This window comes from Rhizobium etli 8C-3 (genome assembly GCF_001908375.1).
Classification (GTDB): domain Bacteria; phylum Pseudomonadota; class Alphaproteobacteria; order Rhizobiales; family Rhizobiaceae; genus Rhizobium; species Rhizobium etli_B.
In genome coordinates this window covers 1,638,498-1,657,954 of record NZ_CP017241.1, presented here as the reverse complement: position 1 = coordinate 1,657,954, position 19,457 = coordinate 1,638,498, and the positions used below count along the sequence as shown (strand labels likewise).

Annotated in this window: 16 protein-coding genes; all 16 read right to left on the bottom strand. The window is 61.3% G+C overall.

Going from position 1 to position 19,457, the window contains the following annotated elements:
- Nucleotides 1–15 precede the first annotated feature (15 nt).
- The gene (locus AM571_RS08450) at nucleotides 16–1,185 is read right to left on the bottom strand and encodes a Gfo/Idh/MocA family protein (protein WP_074061016.1); all 1,170 of its coding nucleotides are present in this window, start codon (nucleotides 1,183–1,185) and stop codon (nucleotides 16–18) included.
- Nucleotides 1,186–1,237: 52 nt separating this feature from the next.
- Entirely contained in the window at nucleotides 1,238–2,893 is a 1,656-nt protein-coding gene (locus tag AM571_RS08445; RefSeq protein WP_074061015.1) for a GMC family oxidoreductase, read from the bottom strand.
- Nucleotides 2,894–2,935: 42 nt separating this feature from the next.
- A complete protein-coding gene (locus tag AM571_RS08440) occupies nucleotides 2,936–4,441 on the bottom strand; it encodes a GMC oxidoreductase (protein WP_074061014.1) in 1,506 nt (501 codons plus the stop codon).
- Between the two features lie 13 nt (nucleotides 4,442–4,454).
- Nucleotides 4,455–5,570: an ABC transporter ATP-binding protein gene (locus AM571_RS08435; RefSeq protein WP_074061013.1), complete on the bottom strand. Its 1,116-nt coding sequence runs from the start codon at nucleotides 5,568–5,570 to the stop codon at nucleotides 4,455–4,457.
- A 4-nt stretch (nucleotides 5,571–5,574) separates the two neighbouring features.
- Nucleotides 5,575–6,519, bottom strand: coding sequence for a carbohydrate ABC transporter permease (locus AM571_RS08430; RefSeq protein WP_074061012.1), 945 nt, complete (start codon nucleotides 6,517–6,519; stop codon nucleotides 5,575–5,577).
- Nucleotides 6,516–7,463, bottom strand: coding sequence for a carbohydrate ABC transporter permease (locus AM571_RS08425; RefSeq protein WP_074063131.1), 948 nt, complete (start codon nucleotides 7,461–7,463; stop codon nucleotides 6,516–6,518). The genes AM571_RS08430 and AM571_RS08425 overlap by 4 nt, the downstream gene beginning before the upstream one ends.
- A gap of 76 nt (nucleotides 7,464–7,539) precedes the next feature.
- On the bottom strand, nucleotides 7,540–8,802 hold the full coding sequence (locus tag AM571_RS08420) for an ABC transporter substrate-binding protein (RefSeq protein ID WP_074061011.1): 1,263 nt from the start codon (nucleotides 8,800–8,802) through the stop codon (nucleotides 7,540–7,542).
- A gap of 87 nt (nucleotides 8,803–8,889) precedes the next feature.
- Nucleotides 8,890–10,416, bottom strand: coding sequence for an aldehyde dehydrogenase family protein (locus tag AM571_RS08415; RefSeq protein WP_196776313.1), 1,527 nt, complete (start codon nucleotides 10,414–10,416; stop codon nucleotides 8,890–8,892).
- Nucleotides 10,410–11,189 carry an enoyl-CoA hydratase/isomerase family protein gene (locus AM571_RS08410; RefSeq protein ID WP_074061009.1) on the bottom strand — a complete coding sequence of 260 codons (780 nt, stop codon included), beginning with the start codon at nucleotides 11,187–11,189 and terminating at the stop codon, nucleotides 10,410–10,412. Before AM571_RS08410 ends, AM571_RS08415 begins: the two co-directional genes overlap by 7 nt.
- Nucleotides 11,182–12,795, bottom strand: coding sequence for an acyl CoA:acetate/3-ketoacid CoA transferase (locus tag AM571_RS08405; RefSeq protein WP_074061008.1), 1,614 nt, complete (start codon nucleotides 12,793–12,795; stop codon nucleotides 11,182–11,184). Before AM571_RS08405 ends, AM571_RS08410 begins: the two co-directional genes overlap by 8 nt.
- Nucleotides 12,792–13,802, bottom strand: a complete 1,011-nt coding sequence (locus AM571_RS08400) for a Gfo/Idh/MocA family protein (protein WP_074061007.1) — start codon at nucleotides 13,800–13,802, stop codon at nucleotides 12,792–12,794. Before AM571_RS08400 ends, AM571_RS08405 begins: the two co-directional genes overlap by 4 nt.
- On the bottom strand, nucleotides 13,799–14,848 hold the full coding sequence (locus tag AM571_RS08395) for a LacI family DNA-binding transcriptional regulator (protein ID WP_074061006.1): 1,050 nt from the start codon (nucleotides 14,846–14,848) through the stop codon (nucleotides 13,799–13,801). Before AM571_RS08395 ends, AM571_RS08400 begins: the two co-directional genes overlap by 4 nt.
- Before the next feature lie 335 nt (nucleotides 14,849–15,183).
- On the bottom strand, nucleotides 15,184–16,065 hold the full coding sequence (locus AM571_RS08390; protein ID WP_074061005.1) for a ribokinase: 882 nt from the start codon (nucleotides 16,063–16,065) through the stop codon (nucleotides 15,184–15,186).
- Entirely contained in the window at nucleotides 16,062–16,934 is an 873-nt protein-coding gene (locus AM571_RS08385) for a MurR/RpiR family transcriptional regulator (RefSeq protein ID WP_074061004.1), read from the bottom strand. Before AM571_RS08385 ends, AM571_RS08390 begins: the two co-directional genes overlap by 4 nt.
- The gene (locus tag AM571_RS08380) at nucleotides 16,931–17,905 is read right to left on the bottom strand and encodes an ABC transporter permease (RefSeq protein ID WP_074061003.1); all 975 of its coding nucleotides are present in this window, start codon (nucleotides 17,903–17,905) and stop codon (nucleotides 16,931–16,933) included. The genes AM571_RS08385 and AM571_RS08380 overlap by 4 nt, the downstream gene beginning before the upstream one ends.
- A complete protein-coding gene (locus AM571_RS08375; protein WP_074061002.1) occupies nucleotides 17,898–19,436 on the bottom strand; it encodes a sugar ABC transporter ATP-binding protein in 1,539 nt (512 codons plus the stop codon). The genes AM571_RS08380 and AM571_RS08375 overlap by 8 nt, the downstream gene beginning before the upstream one ends.
- Between the last annotated feature and the right edge of the window lie 21 nt (nucleotides 19,437–19,457).

The window sequence follows — 19,457 nt, the reverse complement described above, 5'->3', positions numbered from 1 at the left end:
TTGCGAAATCTTCTGTCAGGCGAGCGGGATGTCGATCCAGCGCTTCGAGCGCGAGGATTCCATGCAGGCGTCGACGATCTGGCAGATGTGATGGCCGCTTTCGAACGTCGGCCACATCGGCGTGTTGGTCGTGATCGACTTCACGACTTCGGCGGCCTCGATGATCTTGCTCTCGTTGTATCCCAGCGCGAAGTTCGGCAGTGGAAGAAACGCTCTGAACGTCGGGTTTTCCGGGCCGACGTCAATCTCGCGGAAGCCGGCCCGTCCGGTCCGGTCGTTGTTCGTGTAGAAGCGTAGCCGGTTCACCTCGTCGTAGGTGTAGGCGAGGCTTCCCTTCGTGCCATAGATTTCATAGGTCTGCATGAATTTGCGGCCGGTGGCGACACGGCTGAAGTCGACGATGCCGGCGGCGCCGTTCTGGAAGCGGCAGAGAAGGTTCGTGGCGTCGGGATTGGTGACCTGCTCCCACTTCTCGTCGCCCTTGAGCCGGACCTGCTCGCCATAAGCCAGTCCTTCCACGACCGGCCGTTTCGTCGTGACGATAAGGTTGTCTGCGATCAGCGAGCTGACGCGACCGACGAGGAAATCCATGAAACTGAAGATGTGCGAGCCGGTGTCGCCGACGATACCTGTCGGGGCGAGTTTGCCATCGGCACGCCACATGAAAGGCGCCATCGGATCGCCATACATGTCGACATGCTGGCAGCCTTTGAACATCTTGATCTCGCCGATCTCGCCGGCCTCGATGATTTCCTTCGCTAGGTCGTGGACCGGGTTGCGCGGAAATGCGTGCCCAACGCGCGTAATGAGGCCCTTTTCCCTCGCGATATCGGCCAGTTCGCGGGCTTGCGCTGCGGTGTTTGCAAGAGGCTTTTCGCAATAGACGTGCTTTCCGGCGACGAGGGCGGCCTTCGCCACTTCATAGTGAAGGCTGTCTGGAAGGCATATGTCGATCAGATCGATCTCCGGATCATCGACGGCCTGCTTCCAGTCCTGAAGGATCTTCGCGCCGGAAGCACGGCGAGCGAGATCCTCGGCCGCGGCTGGATTGGCCTCGACGAGCGCCACGACGCGAGCGGTGCCGCCGGAGACGCCGAGGAAATGAGGAAAAGTCTGGTAAGCCATGGTATGAATCTTGCCCATCCAGCCCGAGCCGCCCAGAACAGCTACCTTCACTTCGTTCATCGTCGTTCCTCCTTTGGCATACGGCCCTCCCGGGCCTGGTGGCATTCTTCGCTTATCGGATGTCCGCCCGCGCCCGCGGCCGGGTATCGTTGCGCTCGTATGAGAAGATCGCGGAGGGAAGCGGCGCAAGGCCGCGGACGATGTCGGCGCCCTTCTCCCCGACCATGATCGTCGGAGCGTTGGTGTTGCTGGATGGAACGCGCGGCATGATGGACGAGTCGCAGACGCGCAACCCTTCAAGGCCGTGGACCTTTAGATCGAGACCGACCACCGCCTCGGGACCGGTTCCCATCTTGCAGGTGCCGACCGGATGATGATCGGTCTTCGCGTTGGCGCAGCCATATTCGAACAGCTCTTCGTCCGACATCACCTTCGGACCCGGCAGGCGCTCTGCCAGAACGAACGGCTTGAGCGCCGCCTGCTGCATGATCTCGCGTGCGATCTTCAGCCCCTCCAGCGACATCTTCCTGTCATGGGGATCGGACCAGTAGTTTGGATCGATCAGTGGAGCGGCAGATGGGTCCGACGACGAAAGCCGGACCGTCCCACGCGATCTCGGGTGCAGATATGCGGAGTTCAGAGTGACGCCCGCATTCTTCAGGCGCTCTACGCCTGCCTCGATCCCGGAGCCCAAACCGAGGTGGAACTGGATGTCGGGCGAGCGCGCGTCAGGATCGGCGTACCAGAAGCCGCCGGTCTCGAACAGAGAGGATGCGACGGGTCCCGAGCGGAAGAGGACGTATTGAAGACCCGCCCAAAGGGTGCGGTGAAGCTTGGCGACGCCGTCGTAGGTATGGTCTCCGGTGCATTCCGCGATGACGAACAGATCCAGGTGATCCTGCAGATTTCCGCCGACGCCCGGCAGGTCGTGCAGCACCTTCATGCCGACCGAGCGGAGGTGTTCGCCGGGTCCGATGCCCGACTGCAGAAGCAGCTTCGGCGATCCGATTGCGCCAGAAGAAACGACGACTTCGCGTTCCGCTCTGACGATCTCGGCGCCGTTCTTTCCGACGATTTCGACGCCGACGGCACGGCTGCCTTCGAGCAAGATGCGAGATACGCGAGCATGCATGCGCACCTTCAGGTTCTTTCGGTCCTTGGCCGACGACAGGTACGCGAGCGACGCCGACGATCGGCGACGGTTGCGCTGCGTAAGCTGATAAAAGCCGACGCCAGCCTGCTGCCGGCCGTTGAAATCGTGGTTGTACGGAATGCCAAGCTCCTGCCCCGCCCGGATGTAGGCGTCGCAGATGGGTAGGGTAGAAACGGGCATCGATACGCCGAGCGGTCCGCCGTAGGAATGGTAGTCGTCGGCGAAACGCTCATTGTCCTCCGCACGCTTGAAGTATGGCAGGATTGAACGATAGTCCCAGCCATCGCATCCGTCCTCGTTCGCCCACGTGTCGTAGTCGACCGCATTGCCTCGCGCGTAGAGCTGCGCGTTGATCGAGGAGCCACCGCCGATGACCTTCGCCTGCGTGTAGCGCAGCACCCTGCCGTTCATGTGCTTCTGCGGTACGGTGTGCCAGCCCCAGCTCGCCACCCCCTTGGTCATCTTCGCAAAGCCTGCCGGCATGTGGAAAAGTGGATTCCAGTCGCCGCCGCCCGCTTCAAGAAGAAGGACGTTGACGCTCGGATCTTCGCTCAGCCGGTTTGCAAGTACGCAGCCTGCCGGACCGGCACCCGTGATGATGTAATCGAAACGCATTTTGCTGTCCTATCGAAGCAGACGATGGAATTTGAAAGCCGCTCATGTTCGCAAGTCCGTGGATGCGATATGGTCGGCCACGCGAAGTGCCTGACTTGCAACCGTCAGCGCGGGGTTCACCGCGGCCGACGTCGGTAGGAAGCTGGCATCCACCACGAAAAGGTTGTCGTGATCGAACGAGCGGCAGAAAGGGTCGAGAGGCGCCGTCGCAGGGTCCTTGCCGATCCGGATCGTCCCGCACTGATGCGAAGGCGTGCGCTTGTCGAACGCTCTCGCCAGAACGATCGGAAAGCCGATGGACTTCAGGATCTGCGTCAGCTTCGCGACGAGTGCGAGATGGGCTGCCCAATTCGTCCGCTGCCACTGCAGGATCACCCGATCTCCATCGACCACGACGCGGCTTTCCGGATTGGGAATGTCCTCGCTCATCGCATAGAAATCGATCGCATGACCGGTGACGAGGTTGAGCACCCACTCCGGGACATGCGGCATCGATCCCTTGAGAACCATGCCGGAGACACGTCCCAAGAGTTGGACGTTGCCAAGCGGCGGCCCGCCGTTTCCGTCCGAGAGGTAGAAATCGTTGAAGGCAAACGTCTTCTGATAGATCGACGTGTTCCTGAAGGTCGGCGAGACGCCGATTACCGCCGAAGAGTTGTGGTTCATGAAATTCCGGCCGACCTGGTCAGAGGAGTTCGCGAGCCCCTTCTTGAAACGGTCGTTGGCCGAGCGGAGCAGCAGCACGGACGATTGGACCGCACCGGCCGAAAGAATGACGATCTTCGGAGCGACGGATAGCGTCTGGCCGTCTTTGACGTACTGGACCTTCGTCACCTGTCCGTTCGGGCCGGTTTCCAGCCTGACCACGCGGGAGTTCGTCTGTAGCGTGACGTTTGCATGCTTCATCGCAACGGACAGCGCAGCCGTTTCGGCGTCCATCTTGCCGTCCTTGGAGTTGGGATGAGCGTCCCACGGGGTCTTCGCCTTGGCCAGCCAGGTGTCGATATCGATGGCCAACGGAAGCGACGACGGGTGGAGCCCCCGTTTCTTCAGTCGGGCGCGGACGTCGGCGATCGGTGCTTCGTCGGGAACGGGGGGATGCTCGTATCCCAATGAATGGTAAGGCTCCGTCGGGTCCTCGCCAAGTGTTCCCCGGACGTTGTAGAGCCGCTCCGCACGGCTGTACCACGGCTCGAGGATTTCATAGGCGAACGGCCAGGCGGGCGAGATGCCCTCCTGGTGCTCGATCACCTCGAAGTCTTCCTTTCGGTAGCGCGACAGCACCGCCCCATAGAACTTCGAGTTTCCACCGACATTGTAATAGTTGCCCGGATTGAAGCCCTTGCCGTTGGCTTCGTACCACGTCTCCTTCGGTCGGAAATGGCCCCGCTGAAAGATCGCGCGTTGATCTCGGTTCACTGGAAGATCGGCGATATGGTCGCCTGCTTCCAAAATCAGGATCTGCGCTCCGGTCGAAGCCAGCCCGGCAGCGACAGAAGAGCCGCCGATGCCTGAACCGATGATGACAATGTCGGGTGTGCCGCTCATTTCAATACCAGCCTTAAGCAATCCGGACCTGGGTTTGAGGATCGAAGAACACCGCCTTATCGAGGTTGAACGCGAGACGCGCCATCACTCCAGGCCTGATCCGCGCATCCGCCCTGAGACGGGCGACCACTTCCTTTCCTCCAAGCTTCGTCACGGCGAATGTGTCGGATCCCGCCGGCTCGACCACCTCGATGAAGCAGTCGTTCTCAGAGATGGACCTTGCGTTTCGATCGGCGCCTTCCGGATCGGTCAGAGCCTCGGGGCGGATTCCGAACACCACTTCCCGGTCCGCGTAGGTCGCCAGCGAGGCCATGGTCGGAGAGACTGGAAGCCTTATCGCTTCGCCGCCCGCGCGTTCCAGTGCGACTGCCAGACCGAAAGCGTCCCTGGTGATCATGCCGGAGAGAAGATTCATTGCCGGCGATCCCATGAAGTCAGCGACGAACATGTTGGCTGGGTTGTTGTAGATCTCGGCTGGTGTCCCGAACTGCTGGACCTCGCCGTCCCGCATGACAGCGATCTTGGTTGCCAGCGTCATCGCCTCGATCTGATCGTGCGTGACATAGACGATGGTCTTGCCCGTCGTCTGGTGAAGCCGCTTGATCTCCGTGCGCATGTCGACGCGCAGCTTTGCATCGAGGTTGGAGAGCGGCTCGTCGAAGAGGAAGAGCTTCGGATCACGTACCAGAGCTCGTCCCATTGCAACGCGCTGCCTTTGGCCGCCTGAGAGCTGGCTTGGCTTGCGGTCGAGCAAGTGGCCGATCTGAAGCACCTTGGCGACCTTGTCGATCGCCTGCTTGCGCTCCTCAGCCGGCACCCCGCGCATTTCCATGCCGAACGCGATGTTTCCAGCCACCGTCATGTTCGGATAAAGCGCATAACTCTGGAACACCATGGCAATGTCGCGCTTGGAGGGATGCAGGTCGGCGATGCTGCGGTCATCGACGCGAATATCACCTTCGGTGATCGTCTCCAGACCGGCGATGGTGTTGAGCAAGGTCGACTTGCCGCAACCGGAGGGACCGACCAGCACGAGAAAGCCGCCCTTATCGAGTTCGAGATCGATGCCCTTGAGGATCTCGACGGCGCCATAGCGCTTTCTGAGGCCGGAGATGTTGAGGAAGGCCATTGGATTATCCTTTCACGGCGCCCGCCATCAGACCGCGTACGAAATAGCGGCCGGCGAGAATATAGACGATGAGTGTGGGCACGGCGGCGATCATGGCGGCGGCCATGTTGACATTGTATTCGACCACACCGGTCGAGGTATTCACGACATTGTTGAGCGCCACCGTCATCGGCATGGATTCACCGGTGCCGGCATAGGCGGAAGCGAACAGGAAGTCGTTCCAGATATTGGTGAACTGGTAGATCACCGTGACGACGATGATCGGCAGCGAATTCGGCAGCATGATGCGACGGAAGATCTGGAAGAAGCTGGCGCCGTCGACCTGCGCGGCCCTGACCAGTTCAGTCGGAAAGGCCTCGTAGTAGTTGCGGAAGAACAGCGTCGTGAAGCCCAGACCGTAAACGACATGCACGAAGACCAGATTGACGGTCGGATTGCCGAAGCCGAAGCTCATGCCCGTGGCGTTCTGAAGCGTGGCACCGAAGCGGCCGAGGCTACCGAGGATCGTCGCCATCGGCAGCAGCACCGACTGGAACGGGATGAAGCAGGCAAACAGCATCAAGCCGAACACGAGCGTGTGACCCGGAAAGCGCCATTTGGTCAGCACATAGCCGTTGAGCGCGCCCAGGATGGTGGAAATCGCCACGGCCGGAACGACCATCTTGATCGAGTTCCAGAAATAGCCCTTGATGCCGGCGCAGGTCAGGCCGACGCAGGTCTCGCCCCAGGCCTTGAACCAGGGCTCGAAGGTCGGCGACCGAGGCAATGCCAGCATGTTGCCGTTCTGGATCTCGTCCATGGTCTTGAACGAGGTGACCAGCATCACGAAGAGCGGCATCAGGTAGAGGATCGCGAAGATCAGCAGCAGGCCGTAGATGATGGTGCGGCCGATCCACCGGCGGCCATTGCCGCCTTGCGATGTGGTTGCTGAAGAGGCAACGGTGCTCATCGCGCCTTCTCCCTCAGTTCGGAATAGAGATAGGGCACGATGATGGCCGAGATCGTCATCAGCATGATGATCGCGCTTGCCGAACCGACGGCCATCTCGTTGCGCTTGAAGGTGTATTCGTACATGAAGTTGGACGGCAGCCAGGCCGAGCCACCGGGACCGCCCGAGGTCAGTGCGACCACGAGGTCGTAAGACTTGATCGCCATATGGGCGAGCACGATGAAGGCCGAGAGGAAGACCGGTCGCAGCATCGGGATGACGATGCGTCTGTAGAGCTGCAAGGTCGTTGCCCCATCGATCTGGGCGGCTTTCATGATCTCGCTATCGATGCCGCGCAGGCCCGCGAGAAACATCGCCATCACGAAGCCGGAAGCCTGCCAGACGCCGGCGATCACGACGGTATAGATGACGAAATCCTTGTTCTTGATCCAATCGAAATGGAAGCTCGTCCAACCCCATTGATGCAGCGTCTGCTCAAGTCCCAGGCCGGGGTCGAGGAACCATTTCCAGGCAACACCGGTGACGATGAAGGAAAGCGCCATCGGGTACAGGAAGATTGGCCGCAACAGCCCCTCGCCGCGGATCTTCTGGTCGAGCAGAATCGCCAGAAACAGGCCGAGTGCTAAACAGATGCCGACATAAAGGAAGCCGAAGATCGCCATGTTGGTGATCGAGGTATACCAGCTGGAGGGCGGATCGCTTTCAAACGTCCAGCGCCAGAGCCGTTGATAGGCGCGTGGCCCTGTCAGCGCATAGGATGGAAATGTCTTTGAATTGGTGAAGGACAGATACGCCGTCCAAGCGATGAAGCCGTAGACGAAAATGATCGTGATCAGGAAGCTCGGCGCCAGCACGATCTGCGGCAACGCGTTCTGGAGCTGCGCACGCACCGTCGTAGCCTTCCCGCGCGTTATAATGGGTTCACTGGTAGCGACACTGCTCATGGTATTCATCCCTCCGAGGGGTATTCGACCGAGATGTCTTCCCCGCGATTGCCGCGGGGAAGACGTTCAGCCGTGCTTAGCGTGCGTCGTCGATCGCTTGGACGAGCTGGGCGACAGCTTCGTCAGAGGTCGTGATCTGTCCATGAACGAACTTGGAAACGACATCCTTGTAGGCATTGGCTACCGCCGGAGGAGCGCCGTAGCCCTGGGCCAGCGAGCCGAACAGCGTGCCGCCTTCATTGGCAGCCTTGAGGTCGGCAATGCCCTTCTTGCCGCAGGCGTCGAAGTCCGTGTCGGGAACATCGGTACGGGCCGGAACCGAACCTTTGACGACGTTGAAGGCCGATTGGAAGCTCTTCGACAGCGTCGCGGTCGCCAGCGCTACCTGCGCGGCCTTGCGGTCGTCGGGAACGTCGAACATGCCGAACATGTCGGAGTTGTAGATCACGCTGCCGTTTGTGCCCGGGAAGCGGTAGCAGAGGAAGTCGGTATCCGGCGTCTTCTTCGCCGCGACGAATTCGCCCTTGGCCCAATCGCCCATGACCTGAACCAGCGCATCGCCCTTGATGACCATGGCGGTCGCCAGATTCCAGTCACGGCCGGAGAAGTTCGGGTCGACATACTTGATGATCTTGGCAAGATTGTCGAAGGACGTCTTCATCGTGTCTGATTTCAACGATTCTTCGTCGAGGTCGTTGAAGGCCTTCTTGTAGAATTCCGGCCCGCCGGTGGAAAGCACGATCGAATCGAACATCGTCGCTTCCTGCCAGTTCTGACCGCCGAGAGCGAGCGGAATGACGCCGGCAGCCTTGGCCTTGTCGAGCAGGGCAATCAGCTCGTCGAAGGTCTTCGGCTCAGTGCCGCCGATCTTGTCCATCACGGCCTTGTTGATCCAAAGCCAGTTGACGGAGTGGACGTTGACAGGAGCAGCAACCCACTTGCCGTCATAGACGGAGAACTTCTGGAGAGCTGCGGGAACGGACTTGTCCCATCCTTCCTTCGTCGCCGTCTCGGTAAGATCGCCCATGACACCGGCCTGGGCGTAGTCGAGAACGGTATAGCCGAGCATCTGCGAGGCGGTCGGATAGTTGCCTGCCGCAACCATCGCCTTGAGCGCGGTCATGGCAGCATCACCGCCACCGCCGGCCACCGGCACGTCCTTCCAGGCAAAGCCTTCCTTGGAAAGGTCCTCCTTGAGCACGTTGAGCGCCGCAGCTTCACCGCCCGACGTCCACCAGTGCAGCATCTGCACTTCCTTTGCGTCGTCGGCCCGCGCAACTGCGGTCCCACCAGCAAATGCCAGCGCGATCACAGCGGTAGATGTCAAAAACCTGCGCATTAAAACCTCCCAGTGCATGTTTGGAAGGTGCAGGACCCATTCCCGCACCGATCACCCGCCCTCCTCGGGCGTAGTCTCGTTGCTGGCCTAGGCCAGCGTTTCCCGTTTCGGCATCCACCAGCTCGTGCGGGCGCCGATGTGCATATTGAGCGTCTTCGTCTCGGTGTAGTCTTCCACCGCGTGGCGGCCCAGTTCACGGCCGAGGCCCGACTGCTTGTAACCTCCAAAGGGAAGCTCCGAAGCGCCATCCATGAAGGTGTTCATCCACACCGTCCCTGCCCGCACCTTGCGGCCGATCGTCAGGCAGGTGTCGAAATCGCGGCTCCATACGCCGGCGGAAAGACCGTAGTCGATGGAGTTTGCGATCTCGATTGCCTCGGCCGTCGTTTCGAAGGCCAGCACGGAAAGGACGGGACCAAAGACTTCCTCACGCGCGACAGTCATATCAGGCGTAACCGCCTCGAGGATGGTCGGGGCCATGAACTGGCCCATTCCGAAATCGACAGCTTCGCCGCCATGAACTACCTTCGCTCCGCTGCTCTTTGCACCGGCCACGTAGGCGTTGATCTTTTCGAGGTGCTGCTGCGTGATGATCGCGCCGACCTGCGTGCTTGAATCGAGCGGGTCGCCCACCTTGACGTCCTTGGCCAGTTCGGCGACGCGCTTCACCACGTCGGAGGCGATGCTCTTGTGCAGGACCAGTCGGGAGCCTGCGTTGCAGCATTCGCCGGCGTTGAAGTACGCGCCGAAGACAGCGGCGTCGATGAAGGCGTCGAGATCGGCATCGGGAAATACGATCTGCGGGTTCTTGCCGCCTAGCTCGAGCGAGACTTTCTTCAGCGTCTGCGCCGCGTTCGACATCGTCAGCTTTCCAACACCGGTCGAACCGGTGAAGGAAACCATGTCGACTTGCGGATGCGTCGTCATGATCGCGCCGACCTCCGGGCCTGTGCCGGTGACGATGTTGACCACGCCGTCCGGAAGACCGGCTGCCTGCAGGATTTCGCCCAGCACGAGCGTCGATCCCGAGGTCAGCTCGGAAGGCTTGACCACCGTCGTGCAGCCGGCGGCCAGAGCAAACGGCAGCTTCTGGCCGACGATCAGGAACGGGAAATTCCACGGCGTGATGATCGAGACGACGCCGATCGCTTCGCGAAGGACGATGCCAAGAGTGCCGTCTCCGAGCGTGTTGTAGCTCTCGCCATGCAGGTCACGGGCGAGCGCAGCGGCGTAGCGCCAGATGTCGACGGCACCGCCGATCTCGCCGCGGACCTGCGAGATCGGCTTTCCAGCTTCGATGGCGTCGAGATAGGCGAGCTCCTCCGAGCGTGCGGCGATCAGATCGGCAGCCTTGAGAAGAACAGCCGAGCGCTCGGATGCAGTCATGTGCGGCCAGGGGCCATGATCGAAGGCCCTGCGCGCAGCGGCGATCGCGCGTTCGGCATCAGCCTTCGTTCCCCTCGGGTAGCGGCTGACGACGACGCCGTGGCTCGGTGCGAGGCGTTCCAACGGCTGGCAGCCGCCGGCCTCCCACTTGCCGTCGATCAGCATCATGAAGTCGCGGGCGTTGTGGTCGGCGAGTGCCTTGGGGGTAACCAGAACAGTCATTACCATTCTCCTTTGAACTGTACGGGACGCTTCTCCGTGAAGGCCGCGACACCCTCCTTGAGATCGCCGGTTTTCGCGACGAGGATCGAGCCGAGCGCCTCGACGGCGGTTCCGTTGTCCTCGCCATTGGCCGAGGCGATCATGAGTTTGACGACTTCGAGCGCCACCGGGCCGCGTGCAGCGATGCGAGCCGCGTAGACCTTGGCTGCCTCGACGGCGTTGCCCGTGGTGGTGACCGCATCGACGATGCCGAGAGCGCGCGCTTCATCGGCGGTGAAGATCTCGCCGCCAAGGGCCATGCGGCGCACGACCTGGGCGCCGAAGCGCTTGACCAGACGCTGGGTGCCAGACCAGCCCGGAACCATGCCCAGGCCGGTCTCGGGAAGTCCGATCTTGATCTGCTGTTCGGCGATGCGAATATCCGCGACGCCTGCAAGTTCAAGACCACCGCCAAGCGCATGACCGTTGAGAGCGGCGACAAGCGGCACGCGCAGCGTTGCAAGCCGTTCGAAGATGCGGTGGCCGTGGCGGACCCATGCATGACCAAACTCTTCCGGTCGCATGCCGCCCCAGGCCTTGATGTCGCCGCCCGCGGAGAACCCCTTGCCTTCGCCGGTCAGGATCGCGACACGGACCTGGGCGTTGGCTTCAGCCTCGTCAGCAGCCTCAGACAGCGCCTTGAGCATGTCGAGGTCGAGAGCGTTCAGCTTCTCCGGCCGCGATACCGTCATCGTCGCGACATGACCTTCGATTTCGACCTTCACCGTTCCGCTAGCCATTGTAGGTGCCCTCCAAAACGCGGGCGCTCTTCTTGGGAAGCGAGAGCCCAATGTTGGCTTCGGCAAAGAGATTTGCGTCCATGACCTTGAGATCGTCGGATAAGATCAGCGGGAACTCGGACTGGCCAAGGATGTGTTCCTGAAGATCGACGCCCGGCGCGATTTCGGTCAGCACCATACCCTTCGGCGTCAGTTTCATGATGCACCGCTCGGTGACATAGGTGATGTCCTGACCCTGCTCGACCGCGCGCTTGCCGGAAAAGGTCACGTGCTCGACCTCGTTGACGAGCTTCTTGAGCTTGCCTTCCTTTTCGATCACGAGCCTGCCGTCGGCGATGGCGAGTTTTGCGCCGGCATTGAACATTCCTGAGAAGACGATCTTCCTGGCACGTGCCGTAATGTCGACGAAGCCGCCCACGCCCGCTGTAACGTGCGGACGGAAGGACAGCTTCGACACGTTGACCGAGCCGTCCCGGCCAATCTCGAGGAAGGACAGGAGCGAGGCGTCGAAACCTGCCCCCTGAAAATAGGTGAACTGGTACGGCGACGGCATGTAGGCATCGGCGTTCGATGCGCAGCCAAACGCGAAGTCGAGCAGCGGAACGCCTCCGACCGCACCCTGCTCGATGACCCAGGTTACTGCGCCGTAAAGCCCCTCCTCCATCAGAATGCGGGGCACGTTCGCCGAGATGCCGAAGCCAAGGTTGACGCAGCTGCCGGCCTGCAGCTCCTGCGCGACGCGGCGGGCGATGACCTTCTGGATGTTGAATTCCGGCACCCGGAAGGTGTCGAGCGGGCGGAAGATCTCCCCCGAGATCGCCGGGTCATAAACGGTCTGGGTCGTCTGCTTCTGGTCGGGATCGACGACGACGTAGTCCACGAGCATGCCGGGGACGCGGACGTCATGGGGCTTCATCGAGCCTTCCTTCGTGAGGCGCTTCACCTGCGCGATGACGATGCCACCGTTGTTGCGGGCCGCGAGCGCCTGGTCGAGACCACCGAGATAGGCGCCCTCGTGCTCATAGGTAAGGTTGCCGCGCTCGTCAGCGGTCGTCGCCCGGATAATGGCGACCTGCGGAACGATCGACGGGAAGAACAGATAGTCGTCGCCTTCGAAGGACACGCGCTTGACCACCGGCTCCCCGGCCCCCAGTTCGTTCATGGCGCAGCCCTGCCGGCTTGGATCGACGAACGTCTCCAGGCCCACCTTTGTGAGCACGCCCGGACGCTTGGCCGCCGCCTCGCGGTGGATGTCGAACATGATGCCCGACGGAATGTTGTAGGCCGGAATCTCGTTGTTCGTGATCATCTGCCAGATGAGAGGTGGTTCGGAGCTCGACGGGCCTGACGGATAGGACCCGCCGATGATCTTCTTGAGAAGCCCGTTCTTCGCGATGTAGTCGACGCCCTTGATGCCGCTCATGTCGCCGGCGGCGATCGGATGTAGCGTCGTCAGGTCACGCGGATGGCCGGTCTTATCGAAGCGTTCGCCGATCGCCTTCAACATCAGGTCGGGGCAGCCGAGGCCGCTCGACGACGATACGGTGACGATGGCGCCGTCCGGGATGAGAGCTGCGGCTTGCGCCGGGGTGACGTGCTTGCTCATGTTCTTTTGAGTCCTGTTTCAACTTTCACGGCCGCACCCGTCGCAACCGCCCTCTTGACGGCAAGTGCGGTCGCCAGCGACCAGATCCCGTCCTCGGCCGTGGCCGAAGGCGAGCCCTCATTCATTGCGGCATGGAACGTCCGGACGACGCCCTCGTAAAGGTTGGAACCATCCACCGGCAGGTTCTTGTCTCCGTCGGCTGTGCGCAGCACGACGGTTCCGACCGGGCGCTGGGTCATGACGTTGCGTCCGACGAGCGAGCCTTCGGTGCCATGCACTTCCAGGCCCGTCTCGACGAACTTGGTGGAAAATCCGTCGTGGAACTGCGCGATGACGCCGTCCTCGAAGCGGATCACGCCCATCACGGCGTCCTCCAGACCTTCGCGCGTCATTCCGCCCGATTGCGCGAAGGCGACGACTTCCGTCGGATTGCGCCCGAGCACGTAACGCAACGCGTCCACGTCGTGGACAGTGAGGTCGAGGATCGCACCTCCACCTGCGGAGGGATTGTCAAGACGCCAGCCCTGCAGGTGCATCGGCAGATAGCCGGCGTGGAAGACACGTGCCGAAAGGGGGCGTCCGATCTTGCCGGCAGCGACTGCCTCGCGAATAGCCGTGTGCGCGGCCGAATTGCGCAGATGATGGTTGGTCGCGAGGACCACGCCGGCGCTTGCGGCTGCATCGGCCATCGCTTTCGCATCCTGGACGGACATCGCCAGCGGCTTTTCGCACAATATATGCTTGCCCGCCCGCGCCGCCGCGACCGCCTGATCGCGATGTAGCTCGTTGGTCGTGGAGATGTAGACGGCGTCTATGTCGGCGTTGGAAAGGAGATCGTTCAGGTCGGTCGTGGAGTTTTCGATGCCATTCTCCGCGGCGTACTTGCGTGCGCGCTCGAAGTGCGAACTCATGACCGACAATATCTTGCCATCTGCCGCGCGGATCGCATCGATGACCCACTCTCGCGCGATCGTACTCGCCCCGATCAGTCCCCAACCTACAGTCATGCCTGCTTCCTCCCGAGGGTGGAGCCGTTGCCAGTACCGCAGCTTTCGCGGACCACCAGTCGGACGGACGATACGATCGTCTCCGCCTCGGCCTTGCCGGCGCTGATCTGTTTGAGCAGCAGTTGCGCCGCCCGACGTCCCATTCCCTGCGGGTCGACGGAAATCGTCGTGAGAGCCGGAACGGCGGTCTTTGCCTCGATGACGTCGTCAAAGCCGACGACCGCGAATTCTTTGCCCGGCTCGATACCCTTGGCCCGAAGGCCGTCGCAGGCGCCGAACGCAACGGCGTCGTTGAAGCAAACGGCGGCGGTAGGCTTGCTGCCGATTGACAAGGCCCGCCCGATCGCCTCGGCGCCGCCTGCCCGCGAGGGAGCGGAATCAACGACCAGATCCTCGTCATGTCCAAGCAGGCACGAGCGAGCGGCGGCGCGATACCCTTCGAGGCGCTCGTGGAAAACGGCGGTGTCGCGGAAGCCGCCGAGGAACGCGATCCGGCTGTGGCCAAGCGACACCAGATGCTGCACGGCTGCGAAGACGCCCTGACGGTTGTCTGATGCGATGGAAGAAACCTTCGCTCCCGGCACGTTTCGGACCGCGACCACGACGGGGATGCCAGAAGCTACGAGCGGCTTCAGGTCCGAGGCTTCCGTGCCGCGCGCCGGCGACAGGATCAGACCGGAGATGCCGTGCTCGCGCATGGATGCGATGACTTCCCGCTGACGGTCGAGGTTCTCGCTCGTGTTGGAGAGGAATTGGACGAAGCCGGCGGACTGAACGACCATGTCGACACCGACGGCCAGTTCGGCAAAGAAGCTGTTGGTGAGGTCGTTGACGACGACGCCAATAATCTTCGAGTTTGAACCCGACTGCCTGAGATTGGCTGCGCCGCGATTGTAGACGTAGCCGAGATCTCGCATCACCGAATTGACCTTGGCGCGCGTTGCGTCGTTGACCAGCGAAGACCCCTGCAACACCAGGGAAACGGTCGACTTCGAAACGCCGGCGGCCTTGGCGATGTCGATGACGGTAACCCGCCCTTTTGTCATGAGATCCTCCTATGGCATGCGCCATGAGAGTGTTTTTAATTGGAACGTTCCAATTGAGCAAGAGAGATTGTCGCCGAAAGACGACCTCCATCCGAATTTCATCGATAAGCGATTGTATTGAAAGTTAAATTTTTTTGATGGAGCCGCTTCGATTGCGCGGGATTCCGCTTGGAATTTTTGGAACGATCTAATTTATGGCGACAGTTATCGCGATGGCATTCATAACTCGACAAGTAGAGACCTACCTCGCCAATGGCCTTCGGCGCGATCCCGCATGTGTCTTTTCGAAGGCGATCGGTCGCCGGAAAATACGCCCGGCGCCAAATGGTCCCGTGTCAACCGTGAGGCGTGCTTACCAGGATGGCCGCCGCTTCGTTCGCTTTTGCAACCGCCGCCTCGATCGACGACCTCCCGGCGATCTGCGCGGCGAAGACTCCGATGAACTCGTCGCCGGCGCCATGCGTGCTCACAAGCTTGACCTTGACGGCCGGTATTGCCTTTTCGTCTCCGTCGCGTTCGACGAACGCGACCCCGTCCCCGCCGGCCGTCACGACGGCCACGGGATACCGTTCCGCTAGAATCCGCGCGGCCGCGAGCGCATTGTCGAGAGATTCGACGCTTGGGACTGAAGCGAGCGCCTCTGCCTCGCCGGCATTGACGACAACGACGTCAACAAGGGCGGTCAACTCACTCGACGGGGCGCGGGCGGGAGCTGCGTTCAGAACCACGGTTCCACCCGCCCTCTTCATTGCCGCCGCAGCCGCCAGGTTGGCCTCGTCAGGCACCTCGTTCTGAAGCACGAGCACCGACCCGGCCTGAAAAACCGCCGATGCGCCCTCGACGTCTTCGGCGCCCATTTGAAGGTTGGTTCCGGAGACGAACACCGCCCCGTAGTCGCCTTCGGAGTCGAAAATCGCAACGCTCATGCCGGATGCAGCGCCGGGAAGAGCTCTCACGAAACGGCGATCGACCTTGTGATCGTCCAGGTTTTTCGTCAAGGCCCGGCCAAACTCGTCGTCGGCAACCGCTCCGATCATGACCGTCGAAACCCCGTGCTTTGCCGCCGACACCGCCTGATTGCCGCCTTTGCCGCCGCACTTGGTGTACCAGGCCGAACCCGCGACCGTTTCACCCTTTCGCGGACGGTGCGGCCCCTTCACGATGATATCGTAGTGGAGACTGCCGAACACGACGACGGCGGGAGAATTCAATGTCATAGAAACTTGTCTTTCCGTTTGGACGTGACCGCGGCCATCGTCTTCGAAAGGTTCTTTTCCGCGGCTCGATAGTCGCGCTGGGCGACCGCGACGAATACGGCGTCCAGAATATTGAGCTGGGCAATCCGGGCCGCGGCGTTTTCGCCCATCAGCGGCGACCCCTGCGCCGTCGAACAGAGCACCACGTCGGACTGCTGGGCCAGCGGTGAAGCGTTGTAGTTGGTAATGGCGATCGTGCGCGCGCCGTTCTTGCGGGCAAGCTGGATCGCTTCGATGACTGCGACGGTGTTGCCGGAATGCGAAAAGCCGATTGCGACGTCGCCTTCGCCTAGAAGGGAAGCCGACATCAGCATCATATGGGAATCGTCGTAGACCTGCGACCGGACGCCGATCCTCAGGAACTTGTGCGACGTGTCCCGGGCGATCTGTGCCGATCCCCCCACTCCATAGAAATCTCGGTTGCGCGCGCCGTGGATCAGATCTGCGGCTCTGTCGAAGGCCTCCACGTTCATAATGGAGAGCGTCTCCTCCAGTGCGTGGATCGAAGTCCGGAAGACCTTCTGGATGATCTCCTGCGATGTATCTTCGATTGACAGTTCCTGATGCATCTCCGCCGTCGGCAGCCGATTGTACTGGGTGACCGCGCTGCGGAATTCGCGATAGCCCGCAAACCCAAGCTTCTTGGTGATCTTGACGACCATTGCCTCGGAGACGCCGGCCTCGGCTGCGATTTCCTTGAGCGACGTCTCGTCGTCGAAGGTCCGCAATGCGAAGACGGTCTCGACGACGCGCGCTTCCAACGGTGTCAGAAGCGGCATCATCATGCGTATGCGTGGGCCGACGGCCTTCAGATCAGTTTCCAGGTTCATCCACGTCCCCTCGTCAGGCGATCGATCATCATCGCAACCAGAATTATAAGGCCAGTTGCCAGCAGTTGATAGAAAGCCTGGACGTTCATCAAGGTCAAACCGTTGCGCATGGCGCCGAGTATGATCGCACCGAGGATCGTGCCTATAACGCTGCCCTTGCCTCCCATGAGAGAGGCTCCGCCGATCGCCGCTGCCGCAATTGCGTCAAGCTCCCAGAGATTGCCGAGGATCGGTTCGGCTGCACCGAGGCGTCCGATAAGGATCAGCGACGCAAGCGCTGCAAGCGTGCCCGAGATGACGTAGGCGGTCACTTTGGTAAGCGCGATTGGAACGCCCGCAACGTAGGAGGCCTCCTCGTTCCCACCGACGGCAAGAAGGTATTCGCCAATCGGCGTCTTCTTGAGCAGCACCCATGCAAGTACCGCGACCACCGCAACGATGGCCACCGAGTTCGGAATACCCGCGACCGAGCCGTTGAAGATGCTGCGGAAGCCTTGCGGGATGCCGAGTACGGGATTGCCGCCGGTATAGATGAGGGCGATCGCCCGATACGTGCTGAGCGTCCCAAGAGTGACGATGAAGGGCTGCAGTCCGACATAGGCGACAAGGAAACCGTTCACGAGACCACACACAACACCGATTGCGAGACCCGCTGCAATGGCGATGGGGATGGGGAAGCCTGCAACCATCAGTGACGCGCTGATGACGGCGGCGATCGCAGCGGTCGGTCCGACCGAGAGATCGATGCCGCCTGAGATGATGACGAGTGTCATACCCAGTGCAAGGCAGGCGTTGATGCTCGACTGCTGCAAAATGTTGATCAGGTTTCGCTCGGAGATGAAGCCAGGGACAAGGACCGCGAAAACCGCCATGATGAGAATCAGGCCGATCAGCGTGCCTGCGTCTCGGACGGAGAACGAAGACAAGAGCCTGGAGGAACGCGCAGGCGCCCCGGTGGTGATATCAGACATGGGAATGCTCCTGCTCGCAGGAATGGGCGTCGGGGCCGGCCTCACCGATAGCGTGAGCGACGATGCTCTGCTCTGAGAGTTGGTCGCGGTCGAGTTGAGCCGCGATCTTTCCGTTGCGCATCACGACGACGCGGTCAGATACACGCATGACTTCCGGAAGCTCCGAGGAGACGACGATGATCGACCTTCCTTCGGAAGCGAGCTGCTCGATGAGATGATAGATTTCCGCCTTAGCGCCGACGTCGATACCGCGCGTCGGCTCGTCGAAGAGGAGGATTTCGGAGCCGGCAGCAAGCCAGCGCGCAATGATCGCCTTCTGCTGATTGCCGCCCGAAAAGAGCTTGATTGGGCGATCGATCTGGAAAGGCCGCAGGTTGACCTGCTTGAGGAGGTCGTTGGCGGTCCTGTTGACCTGGGAGTGCTGGATCACTCCTGCGCGGGAGAATTTTCCAAGCGACGGCAATGCCATGTTGGTGGCGACCGGTCGAACTGGGATGATACCCTCCCTTTTGCGCTCTTCGGGAAGAAGGCCGATGCCGGCGGCGATCGCCGAGCGCGGATTGGTGAGCTTGAGGATGTTGCCGTCGAATATTACGGTACCGGACGCGATCGGGTCGACGCCTGCGAGAAGACGAAGCAACTCCGTACGCCCCGACCCCACAAGGCCGGCAATGCCGAGAACCTCGCCCCTGCGCACGTCAAAGGAGATGTCCTTTACGTGGGTGGTTGCCGAAGACAGACCGCGGACTTCGAGGCGGATATTGCTTGCCGCGTGCGAGTGATGTGCCTCGTGCATCAGTTCGCGACCGACCATCATCGCGATGACGTCCTTTTCGGGCGTCCTCTTGAGATCCACGACGCCGACGACCGCACCGTCGCGCATGACCGTGCCGCGATGGCAGATCCGGAACACTTCGTCCATCTTGTGCGAGACATAGATGATCGAGACGCCTGAGGCGGCGAGCTTTTCGATGACCGCCGCCAGGCTGGCGAACTCAGCCGGCGTCAAGCTGGACGTCGGTTCGTCCATTGCGACGATCTTCGAATTGTCGAGAAGTGCGCGCGCGATCTCTACGATCTGACGCTGGGCGACCTTGAGATTCTTGATGGGCTGCGATGGATCGATAGACGGATCAATCATGGCAAGCGCTTCGCCCGCCCGCCGCTCCTGTTCCCGCTGGTTTACAAGCAAACCGCCCGCCCTCTTGATCGGGTGCCCGAGAAACATGTTCTGGGCGACCGTGAGGTGCGGAACCTGCTGGAGTTCCTGGTGGATCATTGCGATGCCGGCCGCCCGTGCGCTCTCTGGACGCTTGAATTGGGTCATCCGACCGTCCACGTGGATCTCGCCACTCGTCGGTCGAAAAACTCCTGAAAGGATGCGCAGAAGTGTCGACTTACCTGCGCCGTTTTCTCCGAGCAATGCGTGGATCTCGCCCGGCATGATCTCGAAGGAGACGTGCGACAGCGCCTTGACGCTCGGGAATTCCTTCGTGATGCCTTCGAATTTCAATCGTGCTGTCGATGCCATCTCAATACACTCGATGAAAGC